17 protein-coding genes and 1 other RNA gene are annotated in these 13,978 nt (G+C 46.8%); 4 read left to right on the top strand and 14 right to left on the bottom strand.

Features of this window, described 5'->3' with window-relative positions; translation table 11 throughout:
- Window positions 1-227: 227 nt before the first annotated feature.
- The 8 genes from QUA78_RS19130 to QUA78_RS19095 form a co-directional block, all read right to left on the bottom strand.
- Window positions 228-2,423 carry a diguanylate cyclase domain-containing protein gene (locus QUA78_RS19130; RefSeq protein WP_333303291.1) on the bottom strand — a complete coding sequence of 732 codons (2,196 nt, stop codon included), beginning with the start codon at window positions 2,421-2,423 and terminating at the stop codon, window positions 228-230.
- Window positions 2,420-3,028 (bottom strand): chemotaxis protein CheC, encoded by a 609-nt coding sequence (locus QUA78_RS19125; RefSeq protein ID WP_333303292.1) that lies wholly within the window; start codon window positions 3,026-3,028, stop codon window positions 2,420-2,422. The genes QUA78_RS19130 and QUA78_RS19125 overlap by 4 nt, the downstream gene beginning before the upstream one ends.
- Complete coding sequence (locus tag QUA78_RS19120) at window positions 3,025-3,402, bottom strand: response regulator (RefSeq protein WP_333303293.1); 378 nt, start codon at window positions 3,400-3,402, stop codon at window positions 3,025-3,027. Before QUA78_RS19120 ends, QUA78_RS19125 begins: the two co-directional genes overlap by 4 nt.
- 237 nt (window positions 3,403-3,639) lie before the next feature.
- The gene (locus QUA78_RS19115; protein WP_333303294.1) at window positions 3,640-4,170 is read right to left on the bottom strand and encodes a tetratricopeptide repeat protein; all 531 of its coding nucleotides are present in this window, start codon (window positions 4,168-4,170) and stop codon (window positions 3,640-3,642) included.
- A 273-nt stretch (window positions 4,171-4,443) separates the two neighbouring features.
- On the bottom strand, window positions 4,444-4,800 hold the full coding sequence (rplT, locus tag QUA78_RS19110) for a 50S ribosomal protein L20 (RefSeq protein WP_333109051.1): 357 nt from the start codon (window positions 4,798-4,800) through the stop codon (window positions 4,444-4,446).
- Between the two features lie 19 nt (window positions 4,801-4,819).
- Window positions 4,820-5,017, bottom strand: a complete 198-nt coding sequence (rpmI, locus tag QUA78_RS19105) for a 50S ribosomal protein L35 (protein WP_194009999.1) — start codon at window positions 5,015-5,017, stop codon at window positions 4,820-4,822.
- A gap of 27 nt (window positions 5,018-5,044) precedes the next feature.
- On the bottom strand, window positions 5,045-5,221 hold the full coding sequence (locus QUA78_RS19100; protein ID WP_333303295.1) for a hypothetical protein: 177 nt from the start codon (window positions 5,219-5,221) through the stop codon (window positions 5,045-5,047).
- Window positions 5,222-5,344: 123 nt separating this feature from the next.
- Window positions 5,345-5,947 (bottom strand): hypothetical protein, encoded by a 603-nt coding sequence (locus QUA78_RS19095; protein ID WP_333303296.1) that lies wholly within the window; start codon window positions 5,945-5,947, stop codon window positions 5,345-5,347.
- A 53-nt stretch (window positions 5,948-6,000) separates the two neighbouring features.
- Here QUA78_RS19095 and QUA78_RS19090 point away from each other — a divergent pair, with 53 nt between their 5' ends.
- Complete coding sequence (locus tag QUA78_RS19090) at window positions 6,001-6,291, top strand: hypothetical protein (RefSeq protein WP_333303297.1); 291 nt, start codon at window positions 6,001-6,003, stop codon at window positions 6,289-6,291.
- 291 nt (window positions 6,292-6,582) lie between these two features.
- Here the strand turns inward: QUA78_RS19090 and QUA78_RS19085 are convergent, their stop codons facing one another.
- The 4 genes from QUA78_RS19085 to QUA78_RS19070 all read right to left on the bottom strand — a co-directional run bounded on the left by QUA78_RS19085 (window position 6,583) and on the right by QUA78_RS19070 (window position 9,747).
- Window positions 6,583-6,744: a hypothetical protein gene (locus QUA78_RS19085; protein ID WP_333303298.1), complete on the bottom strand. Its 162-nt coding sequence runs from the start codon at window positions 6,742-6,744 to the stop codon at window positions 6,583-6,585.
- Window positions 6,745-7,399: 655 nt separating this feature from the next.
- Complete coding sequence (locus tag QUA78_RS19080) at window positions 7,400-7,732, bottom strand: hypothetical protein (protein WP_333303299.1); 333 nt, start codon at window positions 7,730-7,732, stop codon at window positions 7,400-7,402.
- A 279-nt stretch (window positions 7,733-8,011) separates the two neighbouring features.
- Window positions 8,012-9,067 carry a hypothetical protein gene (locus QUA78_RS19075; protein WP_333398967.1) on the bottom strand — a complete coding sequence of 352 codons (1,056 nt, stop codon included), beginning with the start codon at window positions 9,065-9,067 and terminating at the stop codon, window positions 8,012-8,014.
- Window positions 9,068-9,249: 182 nt separating this feature from the next.
- A complete protein-coding gene (locus tag QUA78_RS19070) occupies window positions 9,250-9,747 on the bottom strand; it encodes a hypothetical protein (protein WP_333303301.1) in 498 nt (165 codons plus the stop codon).
- Between the two features lie 399 nt (window positions 9,748-10,146).
- Here QUA78_RS19070 and QUA78_RS19065 point away from each other — a divergent pair, with 399 nt between their 5' ends.
- On the top strand, window positions 10,147-10,344 hold the full coding sequence (locus QUA78_RS19065) for a ribbon-helix-helix domain-containing protein (protein WP_333303303.1): 198 nt from the start codon (window positions 10,147-10,149) through the stop codon (window positions 10,342-10,344).
- A 208-nt stretch (window positions 10,345-10,552) separates the two neighbouring features.
- The gene (locus tag QUA78_RS19060; RefSeq protein ID WP_333303304.1) at window positions 10,553-10,693 is read left to right on the top strand and encodes a hypothetical protein; all 141 of its coding nucleotides are present in this window, start codon (window positions 10,553-10,555) and stop codon (window positions 10,691-10,693) included.
- 116 nt (window positions 10,694-10,809) lie between these two features.
- Here QUA78_RS19060 and ssrS read toward each other — a convergent pair.
- Both ssrS and QUA78_RS19050 read right to left on the bottom strand, forming a co-directional pair.
- A non-coding RNA gene (gene ssrS / locus QUA78_RS19055) (6S RNA) lies at window positions 10,810-10,997 on the bottom strand.
- 50 nt (window positions 10,998-11,047) lie between these two features.
- Window positions 11,048-12,310 (bottom strand): 5-(carboxyamino)imidazole ribonucleotide synthase, encoded by a 1,263-nt coding sequence (locus tag QUA78_RS19050; RefSeq protein ID WP_333303305.1) that lies wholly within the window; start codon window positions 12,308-12,310, stop codon window positions 11,048-11,050.
- Between the two features lie 338 nt (window positions 12,311-12,648).
- Between QUA78_RS19050 and purD the strand changes: the two genes are divergently transcribed.
- Window positions 12,649-13,929 carry a phosphoribosylamine--glycine ligase gene (gene purD / locus QUA78_RS19045; RefSeq protein WP_333398966.1) on the top strand — a complete coding sequence of 427 codons (1,281 nt, stop codon included), beginning with the start codon at window positions 12,649-12,651 and terminating at the stop codon, window positions 13,927-13,929.
- Window positions 13,930-13,978: the final 49 nt, after the last annotated feature.

Raw genomic sequence — 13,978 nt, 5'->3', positions numbered from 1 at the left:
CTATTCTCCGTTCTCTCAAAACGACAAATTATCAAAAATTAGGAAAGGCGATAGATTTTGCATGCAGTTAAGTTTCTAACAATATCTTTGGAACTGGTTTGCAAAGTGCTGTTATTGTACCTCATCTATCTGAGAAACGCTAGATCCGGGTTTGGAAGACGGGCTTACAGTGGCATTCTTTTTGCGGACTGGTATAACTACTTTGGATTCACAAATATTGCAATTCGTCAAGCGCTGGTGGGAGAGGGCAAATTAGTATTCGGTATAGAAAAATCCACAGGAAGCATCGAAGCGGCTGTCCCGTTTGGCTTGCCAGCAGCAGGGTCGGGCTGGTAAAGTTGGATACGATCGCGCCCAAGTCGTTTAGCTTGATAGAGCGCTTGGTCGGCTGCTGCAATCAGAATTTCGGCTCCAGATTCAGATGCAGGAACAATACTCGCTACGCCCAGACTGAGAGTGACGTACGGGCTCACCTGAGAACCAGCGTGAGGAAGCTGCAAAGCTGCGATTTTGATCTGTATGTGTTCGGCTACCAGCACGGCGCCTTGAATCGCGGTATTTGGTAAAATAACGGCAAATTCTTCGCCTCCGTAGCGAGCTACTAAATCAGCGGGGCGATTGACTGCATTGCCGATCGCCCCGGCGACTTGCCGCAAACATTCGTCTCCCCCTGGGTGCCCGTAGGTATCGTTGTAACTTTTAAAAGAATCAATATCGCAGAGAATCAGGGACAGAGGCGTTTGTTCCCGCGCTTGTCTGCGCCACTCCATTTCTAAATACTGATCGAACCGGCGGCGGTTTGCTAGCTGCGTGAGTTCGTCTAAAGTTGCCAAGCGCTCTAACTTGAGGTTGGCCGCTTGCAACTGCTGATAGAGTTCTGCTTGCTTGATGGCGATCGCCAACTGGGTAGCCAGAGAAGACAGCAACTCTACTTCCAACTGCATCCACTGCCGGGGACTGCACTGGTGGGCCATCAACAGCCCCCACAACTCGTCTCCTTGCACTAAAGGCACTACCAAATAAGCTCTCACCGCGAATTGTGCGAGTAAGTCAATTTGATATTGGGGCAAATCGGCGGCCAAGACATCGGCGATCGGTCTGATCGCCCGATGTTGGTACGCTTCGATATAGAACTGGTCAAAACAGAAATTTTCCAGGGTTTCCCCCAACATCGGCTTGCAGTTGGGAGCTACAGATTCCACTGTTACCGCCCCCGTCGCCGGGGCCGCGCAGAGATTGCCGGTACAGCGGTTGAAGCGGACGATCATCACTCTATCGGCCTGAAGGAACTGGCGCACCTCTGTCACTGTCGTGCTGAGCACTTCGCCCAAATCCAGAGACTGGCGGATGTGCTGAGTAATCGTAGCCATCAGCAGTTCTCGTTCGTTCTGCTGCCGCAGCGCCTCTTCTGCCCGCTTGTACTCAGTGATATCTTGAGCGGTGCCGAAAATTTGTTTGGGCCAGCAGTCGGCTGTGCGGGCGAAAACTTGGTCGCGGCAGCGAAACCAGAGCCATTCCCCCGATCGATGTTTGAGCCGATAGTCCAACTCCAAAATCTGCCCGTCTTGGGCCCAGGAAAATTTTTGCTGGTGGGCTTTAAGCCTTGGCAAATCTTCTGGGTACACCAAACTCGAGTATAAAGCAGTTTGCATCTGTAAAATTTCTTGGGGAGTGTAGCCCAGCAATTTAGAAGCTTGACCGTTGACGTAGACGTTGCGCTGTTCGGTCAAATCGTAGATGTAGAGCAAATAAGGCGCCGCGTCAGCAATCTGCTGGATGAAGTGCTGGCTCGATCGCAATTCTTCCTCCACCCGCTGGCGCACTTGCACTTCTTCCAAAGCTTGATCGCGCATTGTGCGGTAAGCTTGGATGCGGTGGGTGAGGTCGGTCACGTCTTGAATCACCAGCAGCGCGTAGAACGATGGTGAATTGACCCCCGGCCATATTGATGACGAAACTGAGGATGGAGATGTCCTAGACAAAAAAGCACTTGTTGGTGCTCGGGCTCCGACAGTGCCGTCTGGTTGCAACTCAAGAGTATGGAGAACCCAGTCTCTAATCTCCTGTTCTTCTATGCCAGCCTCCAGGGTCGGCACAGCAGTCACAGTAGTTTGCTGAATTCGCTGCTGACCGTCTTGCCAAGTTGCCGGAATCAGGTGTTTGTGAATTTGAGAAGAAAAAATTGTTGGCGGGCCTCCTGCAAAGATTTGCTTGAAGCGAGTGGCGTACTTTAGCTGATTCAGGTGAGGAAAATGGGTTGTGATCTTTGTTCCCAATATTTGGCTGCGGGGAATTTTTGTCCACTCTTCCAGACAAGTGTTCCAAAACAGCACCACAAAATCATCTCGCAGCAAGCAGGCGCCGACTGGTACGCTGTCGAGAACCCCAAACTTTTCCTTAATAGTTTTGCTCTCCTCAATCATAGACCCCCGGCAAGTTGATTGATAGCAGTCAACAAGGTGTCAAAGGAATTGACATTGAAAATAAGAATGATATCTCCTTCAATGTGAAGCCTTTCTATCATGAAACTGGTCTGGGCTAATAAAACAACTGTATCAGTAGCTAAACCCCCAGATCTCAGCAAACTAGCAATCGTCCCTTCGCTATAAGTGGGAATTGAGTAGTTCAGGCGCTGCTGAAGTACGTTGCTGATTGCACCCATGACCCCATTAATTACAATATTTCCCACTTCACTCAGCGTACCAATTTTGACTGAATCGAGATCGTGAGTTCCAACTTCTTCCCCTGTGAGCATAGTCACCAGCATGGCCGCGCTGTTGGTGGGAAAGACTAGCTGGGCAATGCCTCCAAAGGAGCCTGTGAATTTTAGCTGGACGGCGGCGATTTGCTCGCCGTTGAGGTGCTGCTCTAACTCTTCTTCCACGTCGATGGGAGTCAAGATTTGAAGGTAGGGTATTTGCAAGCGGATCGGGGAGTCGATCATGTCGTTCAAGACCCCTGCTGCTTGACCGATACCGATGTTGACGAGTTCCTGCAAAGCATCGAGCTGTCGAGCGCTTAATTTCATTGGGTGCTCTCCTGGCTGGCACTGAGAGCTTTTTTGATCCACCCGATCAGTTCGTCTGAGTTGGGCATTTTGTGAATGACTGCCAGGGCTCCGAGTTCCATGCACTCGGAGTGGGTAGTTGCTTGGATGTCTGCGGTAATTACGATGACTGGAATTTTATATCCTCGATCGCGCATGGCTTGCAGGACTTCCCGACCTTCCATTTCCGGCATCAGCAGGTCTAAGAGCATACAGTTTGGAGTTTTAGTGCCGAGCAGTTCTAGAGCTTCTGGGCCGCTGGATGCTTCCCAAGTCTCGTATCCTTCTGCTCGCAGGATTTTGCAGATTACCCTGCGAGTCAACCACGAATCTTCGACAACGAGAATTGATGTCACTACGTTCTCCTCCTTCTATTGTTTAGGACTGATCGGCGTTGCAGGTATTGCTTTTATCTTCACAGTAATTTAAAGTGCTGGGACGGTGTGCGAGCGAGCCTGACTCGGAATTCCTGTTCTTAAAAACTAACGCATTAATGTGTTCGATAGTTTAGTATCTTGGACTATGGGAAGAAAAAACCCGGTTTCTGAATGAAACCAGGTTTGCGGGATCGGTATTGGTCCTAACATCGGCGCTCAGTTATAGATTACCAAACGCTTCCGGAGGGACTCTACTCGCTGTTTGGCAGTGGCATTGTCTGGATCGCAGGCGAGAGCTTGTTCGTAGATTTCCAAGGCTTGAGCTGTTAATTTCTTGCGCTCGTAGGCGTGACCCAGATTGTTGAGAGATGTAACGTATTCGGGCTGCAACTTCAGGGCTTCTTTGTACTGGCGGATCGCGATGTCGTATTGTTCTTGGCCGAAGTGTGCAAAACCGAGGGCGTTGTAAATAACGGCTTGATTTTCTTCGCCTTCTAAGTCTTTGGCTTTCAGGGCTTTTTGAAACAGTACGATCGCCTGGGAATACAGCTTCTTATCTAGATATATACTTCCTAATTCGTAGTATTCCTGTGCTGTTCCTTTTTCTACCGTCAATTTATTTTCTAAGCGTTCTAAAGACATTTCCAGGTTCCGAGTTTTGAGAATCTGGCGCACCACAAACCAGGAACTGCTGCCGAGTATAGCGAGCAGGACTGTCAGGTAAACAATGAGCAAATTACTATCCATGTTTTTCTTAAAATTAGGTAGGTGCTGTGGAAGGTTTTATTTATTTTAATGCGCTAGCAATCTCTGACATTTGCCTCTGCAACTGTATAAAAAACACGGAAATAGCGATCGATCGGCCCGATCGCGATTTCTGAAAAAGCAAGAATCCAGAAGTAAGAACAAAGAAGGAAATTTGGTTTCAACCTCCTAGATTTATCAGGAGTTTTCCTTCTCTGGCAGACAGTTAAATCTTTCTTACTTCTGCTTTCTGCATTCTGAAAATAAGGCGAACTTTCACACTCCGGCTCGATTGGCCATTTCCACGACTTTACCGAATGTTGCGGGGTCAATAATCGCCATTTGTGCCAGCATTTTGCGGTTGATTTCGATGTTGGCTTTCTTCATGTTACCGATCAGTCTGCTGTAGCTCGTGCCGTGCTGGCGCGATGCGGCATTGATCCGAGCAATCCACAGGCGGCGGAAATCGCGTTTGCGTTTTTTGCGATCGCGATAACCGTTACGCAGGGCCTGCATCACCCGTTGGTTAGCTGTGCGGAACTGTTTCGACTGTGCGCCTCGGAAACCCTTGGCTAATTTGAGAATTTTTTTGCGGCGCGCTCTGGCGACATTACCGCGTTTTACCCGTGTCATCTTTAATTTCCGTTAAACTTTACAAGTATGGAAGCATTAACCGCACGTTAGCGTCGTTGGTTTCGTCGATGACGACCAGCTTAGAGAGACGGCTTTTGCGAGCTGAACTTTTGTGCTGTAGCAAGTGGCTTTTGTAAGCTTTGCGGCGCACAATTTTACCGGTGCCGGTCGCTCTAAAGCGCTTTGCGGCTGCTTTGCGAGTTTTGAGTTTTGGCATGGACTGGTGTTATTTGGACACAAGCTTTTACTCTACCACGTTTTTGGTACTTTCTGCAAGGGAGATTTGCGGGTTGGCAGTTGGCGAGTTAGGGAGAGGGGGAGAGAAGGAGAGAATTTGACTATATTTTTCTATAATTAACACCCGTTTCAAACCAGAACGCAACTGTATGCCCGCGATCCAAACCCTTACGGAATGAGTCATTCCCCATCCTTCAATTTTTAAATCTAAAATCTAAAATGGTATAACCTTACATAGCGGCACCAATATTATCACCTTGGTTTCTTGCCACTTAAGTTTTAAAATTTTAGTTAAAAGCCGATCGCCCTAACCGTCGCGAACCATCCAAACCAACATCCCCAGCAACGGTTCTACCGGCGGCACAGGATAGTCATTGAGGTCAATTGTCAGAGTTTTTGACTCCAACTTCAGAAATCTCCAAACAGTACCGCTGCTGACACTTCCGTAAATTGTGGCGATCGGGATATTGTTAATTTCATTAAACTTTTGAGCCGCCACCATTTCTGCCGCGCACTGTCCCAACCCAACTTTTAAATCCGCTTTTTTCGCTTCAACGATGACAACAGCAGGCGCTTCAATCAATATTTGTTCGGGAGAGCGACTGATTAAAAAATCACAAACTCCGCTCAATCCTAATTCCGGTTCTACGGTAAAATCTTCTCCCGAAAATAGACTCACTTGCCGCTGTAAAATTTTTCTAACTTCGACTAAAATAGGACTAATAATCAGTTCCGATCGTGCTTTTTCAGAACCCGTAGCTGTAGCCAGTGGTAGTCCTTCTATTAGCGATTCTATCAAGTAGGAGCTAGGATGAATCGGCGCGGTTGGTGGCAGAAATCGCCCTGCTTCTACGGTTGTTAAGCCGAAATCGCGTTTAGCCTTTCTGAGTGTAAATTCACTGTAGGGCATTGAAAACACCATTTTTATGAACGCAGCAGTTTAGTAAATTTGAAATCAAAATCATGGCATACAGCGATTTTACACTGCGAAAAGTTAAGCAAAGCTTCGGATTGACCGCAGTTGAAGGCGGGCGCTTTTTGCCGGAAGTCGAGCCGATCGCGCCCAGTCCCATTCTAGCAGGCTTGCTAGAAGATGCAGTTCCCTGGGCGATCGCAGTAGGAACGGAAAAAGCTAAATCAGAACTAATTATCGCTCCCGTGCTTTTGGAAGTCAAACGGTTGCTGAACCGCCAAATTAGCGTATTTTTCGGCACTGATTTCACAGTCGATATCGCGGCGGGATTAAATTACTAATTAACGTGAACTCGACGGGCGTTCACGGGTGAAAAGCTTGCGGCTCTCCAGAGCGTACTATCGAGCGACTATATTGCCTCAAAACAGGACAATACCACGCGAGCGCCTTCGTGAGTTCTGCGTTGGGCCCTGTTGGCGCTCATTGTGGGCATCACAATCAAAGCTCGCGGTGTCAACTGCGATCGCCGGTCACAACGTCAAGGGACGATCGCACTTGACACTCTGCTGTTAACTGTCCTAACTAAAACTATAAATAAGAGGTTCAATATTATACAGGGAGAGTTGTCGAGTTCACGTTGGAAACTGTTTGACCATCCCTGAAAGCATCTCGACAGGCACCGTAATCTCACTGCCCAAAAGCACCTGTGCCTCGAAGCTTGCCTGAATCGTCATTGCTAAGTCAGTTACAGTCAGATGAACCTGTTGAGCTTTAGCATCTGCCACTATCAACACAGGCGTTGCTTGATCGGGGTATGAAAAAAATAAGTTGGAAATCGCGAAGCTTTGTGGATACTGGTTTATATGACTTGCATATTTAGCCTTTCATACCGTAAATCAGCAACGCCCAAAAACAAATCCTGGTCGAACGGTTTCAGCGCAAATCTGATAATTTGTGGATTCCCCAGATCTATCGAGATGGGGACAGGATCGAATTTGCCAGCATTGGCTTTGCTTGTGCGATCGCAACCCTCTATGAAAATATTGAGCAGCTATTGTAAACCCTGATCAGCCCTCAGTCCCCAAAGGCTAATCGCGCACAGAGAGCATATTCATTGAGTTATAGTGACCGCCAAAGTCAAGACTCAGCATCCCCAGGAAACTGGAAGACTGGAAGTGATCGTAGTCGGAGGCATTCTGGCACCCGATCAGGTGATCTCCCTAGATACAAATTTGTTATAACGTTCTCATCCTGAGAGAACTTTCCAAGATAAGCCTAACGTTCCCACTCACCGGACACAGTTAACTTTCGCAACCAGCAATAAATTACGCTGTTCCGGTGCAGTGGGCTTGTTAGACCGCTTGGAGTAGTAGTGCACTGCTCTCAATGAATTCTGTGAGTGCTATCTGCTCTGCTATCTCATTTACAAAGCTTCAGTTCAGAAAGAACCTACCATCCACTACCCTTACCTAGATCACTAATTTTTGTGGCAGCCATCTGAAGAGATGTCAGGAGATCAGAAGTCTTAATAGCTGGTTCAATCTCAGCAAAATCTATTCCGTCCTGCGAAGCAAGACTCAAGCACCAAGCATTTGCAGAGATGTCATCTGGAAAGTCAATGAATCCAACAGAGTCAGTACTTCTTAAGATAAAGCAACCAATAACATGACCACCGAAACTCTCGATGCCCACGCGCAATAGTTCTCCGATATCTTTCGGCTCTGCGATGAGATTACGCCAAGCACTAGGTGTATATCGTCCACGATAGAAGTAGGTTTTCATCTGCAAAAATTCCTATTGGTTGAAAGTTCTTTACTTTTGCTTAGTTTGTTGTAGACTACCTTTTTCCGTAGTCAAGCTTTTCCTTGCATAACAGTAAAAGGCTGCTTTGCTCTTATCTATTCCAAGCACTGCTAAACGTTAGACATTATCAAATGATTTAAAGACTATGCCCTGCTAAGATTTCAGTCTAACGGCTTGCGCTTTACCGAACGGCGGTAGAGTTTTCATCACAAGCAGACAACTCAACGCTCCGTTCAGTGTGCAAGCGCTTATTAAACACTAGTTAGTTTGTACGTCTAACCACGTCTTACCTTCTTGAAATGCTTCGATCATCTTTTGGTAGTCTGGTGATGGATTCATAGCAAAAGCTTCGGTCTCGATTTGAACAGCCTCCTTGAAATTACCACATTCAGCATAAACACAGGCTAAGGTATCAAGATTGGTAGCAACTCGATGAATGTTACATGCCTTTAATGCAAGTTCCAATGCTTCTTCTTTGGCAATGATTGAATGAACAGATTTATTAGAGGCAAATAACCATGCAAGATTATTGCGAGCAGCAGGGGAATGTGGATATTTTTTGATGGCAGTACGATACTCGTTTACAGCTTCTGGAAAGGCTCTTGAGCTCTCAAAGGTTATTGCTCGAATGAAGCAGAAGTATCCTTCGACATTTTCACTACTGAGATCGATCAGAAAAGTACCATTCACTATTAATTCTGGCGTAACACCATACTGTGCAGCATAGTCACTATCGGTAAACTTATTGAATCCATAGTTCGTATCCCAATTGACATACTTGTTATCATCCAATCGCCAACGGATAAAATTATGGTCTGGAACTTCGACCATTCGTAGTGGAATGTTAAGAACTTCCCCTATACAAAGATATAGAAGGCTACTGAGATCACAGTCTACAGTAAAAAATTTCTCTCCAGCATGGGTAAGAATATGTGACTGACGAAGGTCGTTTTCTGATGAGTAAGCAAGCCGCTGCTCAATATCTCTTGGCATCAATCCCTGACTGAAGCTACTTATTAGATGGTAAGGAATTGAACAGATAAAGTTTTCAGTTGTAACTACTTGTTCAATTTGGCGCAATATACTAATTGCGTCTTCAATAGTTGTAACCTTCCTTATTTTTACTTCACTCTGAACATGTTTAATTACAGAGTCAAGCTTCTCAATAACAAAGCTTGATACATTTTCCGCTCGACGGTCCTCGTCAAGGACACGATGACCAGATGTTTTGTACTGCGGTTTGTATGCTTCCGCCTTTTCTTCTAAAGGGGCAATTTTAAGGGGGTTCAAAAGCCGCTGCTTTAAATAAAACAAACTCCATCTCCTTGCTATGCTATTTTGTATGTCTAACTTGCGCTTCACAGGCGGTAAGTAGACGTAACTCAGGAGTAGGGTATACCGACCCTCCTGTGCAAGCGCTGGTTATGCTGGGATAGTAAATGCTCGAACTGCGCTATCAGTCTGCTACAGAAAATTAATAATGGAAAACCATCGTTCTAGCTTTTCATCTGCCAAACATTCTGATCGCTGTAGATGAAGCTGTAAATGTGCATTTGAGTTTCATCCAGTCCGAGAAATTCGTAAATGCGAGCGTGTTTTAAGTTTCGTGCGTAGCTAAGAATAAGCTCCATGTCACTCGACTCGTAATAGTAGAGTGGGAACACTGCGCTGTAATCCTTTTCGGATTCCTTGTATACAAGATTTATAGTTGCTGTATTGCATCTTCCCCACATGTAACTTGTCGGACCGCCCCATGCAGCTTCTCTTGCTTCAGAACCTAACACTTGTTGTATTTGTTGGGCTTGGTCTGGCGTGACCTTAGAGATTTCTAAAATAGTGAAAGCAGTGATGGTTTCGGGGTAGTGCTTTGGGGAAGTATTGACAGGGAAAATCGATGGTATTACAAGAATTTCGCCAAGGTTGAAAAACCAAGTGTCGATGGAAGCTATCACATCTTTGATGTCGTTAGAATTAGGCAAACTAATTGTGTTCATAGATCCTTGTTCCAAAAATACGCGACTTCATCGGCATAACTATTAATAGACTGAAAGTTTCCGCCTAAGATCCCATTAATAGGTAGATAGGCAGAATGATTCGGCATAACACCCCAAATTCGTACTTAGGTAGAACCTTTCTGGATACTACGCTGCTGAAGGTAAATATCCGGACGCTTTCCGCATCTTTTCAAATTCATTGCGGGGATGAGCAGATGTTTCATTAGACACGCCGTATCCTATTCTTCCACACTCGTGATCAACAGCACCATTCTAGTCTATGATTCTCGGCAGTCCGTGGTAATTTCTTATATAAGATTAGTAACCGCAGCTATGGAGACTTAAAAACTGAAACGGAAAGGGCGAGATCAGCTTTATGAGGAACTCAAAAAGCCGACCATGATTGCACTCACTCCCACCGGAGTGGAAAAGCTCGATGAGTTAGCCGCTGCCTTCTCTATGTCTCGTTCCGAATTCATCGAGCGCATGGCTCGGAGAATGTTTTCCGTACAAGGAATCGAGTCAACCCAAATTTATGATGGAGAATCTAAAACCCCATGCCCTTTAAAGCTTGAAAACACCAGGAAATCGTCTTGACGGGTGAAGTCCTGGTGCCTTCGATGCTTCGGTTAAAACCAGAACGACCCTATCAACGATATGCCCTTCCCGGTTGGATAGGTGGCGACCTGCCCATTAATGACAGGTTAGCAAATTACTCGATCCTTGAAAAGAGCAGAGGTTCTTACCTCGCAAGAATCTAAGTATGGTGTTTTGGTTCCATATAGTTCTTTTCAACGATTGAGCCATGATGCAACCCAAACCCAGCGATCGCGAGGACAGCGCTCCCATCCTCGAAGCCTCCACCCAGTTAGAATTAACTGAGGTAAAAGTTCTTCCCTCTCAGTCCACCCGGACTAAAATCCGCAAGCCACGCAACCTGCCTTGAACATAACCACCTCTATTTACAACCAAGTCAATGGAGATGATTGCCAGTTGAGCGCCTGTTATCAGTGCGACGCAGGCTTTAAAAAAGCCTCCAAATTGGAGGGAGTATGGACAAGATGGCTCCCCGCAACGCCGTCTTACCTCAGCTTTTGACCTGGTATTTTACCAGGTGGGTACCGTTGGCTCGGACTTAAAGTTTCTGGGTACAAGCCCAGTTTACTGCTGTCCAAACATCTTGATTCCCGAGAGTTAAGAGTTATAGATCAAAAAAACATTATTGGCAGTCACCAACGTCGCAGTAGAACCTTTATTTAATATATACCAACTAACCAGATTTTGGCAAGCTTCGAGCAATTTAACTTGCATACCAGATAGATTCAACGGTTTGAGCGATCGCCAGTGCTGACGATCGCCCTTGAGCCACCAAGTCCGCGTCGAGCACAACTGTAACGTGACCGAGTTTGCGGCCCGGACGCGATACTTTCTTACCATACCAATGTACAAAACCACCGCTAATTTGTGCCAGTTGTTTTCGTTTGGCTAAATAGTCGGACTCAGCCGACTCGTAGCCGAGCAAATTTACCATGACAGCACCTGCACATTTCAGAGCCGAATTGCCTAAAGGCAGTTGACAAACTGCGCGCAAATGCTGTTCAAATTGTGAAGTTTCGCAGGCATCGATGGTAAAATGTCCCGAGTTGTGAGTGCGGGGTGCAATTTCATTGACTAACAGCTTATTATCAGCGGTTAAAAATAATTCAATGCCGAATACGCCGACAGCTTCTAAGCTGTTGAGGAGAATGCGGGCGATCGCACAAGCTTCAGTTTTCACATCTGAACTAATATCAGCGGGCGCAATCACCAGGTGGCAAACTTGATTTTGCTGTTGGGTTTCTACGATCGGATAAATAGCAATTTCCCCAGTTGCCGATCGAGCTGCAATCACAGCCAACTCGCGATCGAACGGCACAAACTCTTCTACTAGCAAAGACTGACCTTGGAGTTTAGCACGAATTGACTCAAAACTCCCTCGATCCTTAACAATAAAAGTACCTTGGCCGTCATAACCGTGGCGGCGAACTTTGACGACAAAGGGAAAGTCGATCGATCCAGCATCCGAGTCTCCTGCAATCTGCACGGTGTCAGAAACAGAAATTGCCGGAAAGTCGATCGCCACCGCCTTCAACAATTCGGGGGGCAAATTCGCACTGCAATCCCATTCCCAAAACCTCGGAGTTGGCAAACCCAAACCTTGTAAATAACAGCGTTGAACGTACTTATCCAACAAAGGAGAAAGCGACGACAAACTCGGCTGAAATAACACACCTTGCTGTTCGAGCGGCCGCAAACCATCCAAATCCACAAACTCATTTTCAAAAGTAATAACATCGCAGCCAGCAGCCAATTGAGCCGTAGCCAAAACATCATCAACAGCAGCCAAAACAGCACCAGCAGCAACAGAAACTGCCGGATCGGTAGCATTAGGAGTTTGCACTACCAATTCAATATCTAGCGCCCTAGCAGCATCCCCCATCATCGAAGCTAGCTGGCCGCCGCCGACAACGCCTACACGCTTAAAATTGGCAGGCGAACTCGCAGCGGTTTGATTTGATTTCATGTGAGTAAAATTCCGCAAAGTCAACCTGCCTATCTTATCGCTGTTTGCCCCCGGATGAATTACAGTAATTGAAGAATTAAAAGCCCAAAAATAGTTTTAATTGCAGGATTAAATCGAGGCCGAACCTAGAAAAATTTGGTGGCTAAAGTTTTTAATTATTGCACGCTCCGAGCCATTGAGAAACAGGCGTCGAACCCCACTCCTCAAGAAAAGTGCCACATCTAGCAATTCCCTAGCGCCAAGCATGGCATAATTGACAGCACTGCAAAAAGCAGATAGACAGATGCCAACACTGAAAATCAGACATTCAGGGAACAAAATTTATAGGTGAGGATACTGTGAAAGTTTTAGTTGTGGGGAACGGAGGTCGCGAACACGCGATCGCAAAAAAACTGCTAGAATCTACGCGGATTAAACAAGTATTCTGCGTACCGGGCAACGGCGGCACAGCTACCACCAAAGGCTGTCAAAATCTGTCGCTCAACATCGACGACTTCCAAGGCATCGAACGCTTTGTGATGGTCAACAACATCGGATTAGTCATCGTCGGCCCCGAATTGCCCCTATCGCTAGGCATCGCCGACTATTTCCAACAGCGAAAAATGATGATTTTCGGCCCCACCCAAGCCGGCGCCCAAATTGAATCCAGCAAATCCTGGGCCAAAGAATTGATGCTCGAAGCAGGCATCCCAACACCCAAAGCTGCCGTATTTACAGACGCAGAAGCAGCCAAAGCATACGTTCTGGAACAAGGAACCCCAATAGTCATCAAAGCAGACGGACTCGCATCAGGCAAAGGAGTAACCGTTGCCACCACCGTCAAAATGGCTCACAGCGCCATCAACACCATTTTCCGAGGCGAATTCGGCACCGACAACATCCGAGTCGTCATCGAAGAATTCTTAACAGGTCAAGAAGTCTCGATTCTCGCCCTCACCGACGGCATCACAGTGGAACCGTTGCTGCCGGCCCAAGACCACAAAGCTATCGGCGAAGGCGACAAGGGAGCCAACACCGGCGGTATGGGAGCCTACGCCCCAGCGCCCATTGTCACCCCGGAACTCATGGAAAGGATTCAAGAAGAAATTCTCGAACCCACCCTCGCAGCACTGCAAAAACGCAAAATCGACTACCGGGGTGTACTCTACGCAGGTTTAATGATTACGCCCGAAGGAGAACCCAAAGTCTTAGAATTCAACTGCCGTTTCGGAGACCCCGAAACTCAAGCGGTTTTGTCGCTGCTGGAAACTCCTTTGGAAGATTTGGTGCTGGCCTGCTGTCAGCAGCGTCTCGGTGAATATTCTATTCGCTGGAAGTCGGGGGCCTCTGTGTGCGTAGTTTTAGCTTCTGGGGGTTATCCTGGAAGTTATCAAAAAGGCAAAGTTATTACAGGTATTGAGGAAGCTGAAGCCAAAGGAGCAGAAGTTTTTCACGCCGGCACCCAGTTGAAGCAGCAGCAGTTGGTGAGCGACGGCGGCCGGGTTTTGGGCGTCACTGCGGCGGGAGAAACTTTGGAACAAGCTATCTCCAAAGCTTATGTAGCAGTTGATTGCATCCAATTTGAAGGGGTCTACTGCCGTCGGGACATCGGTCGCCGAGCTCTGGGCGATAAAAATTAGGAATTCCGGCATCGACCGCCATCCGAAAGCCAAGCAATCTCAATGTAGA

This window comes from Microcoleus sp. K4-B3, from assembly GCF_036704615.1.
Lineage (GTDB): Bacteria > Cyanobacteriota > Cyanobacteriia > Cyanobacteriales > Microcoleaceae > Microcoleus.
Note: the sequence above shows the minus strand (reverse complement) of the source record. Positions and strands in the feature narration are given on the sequence as shown.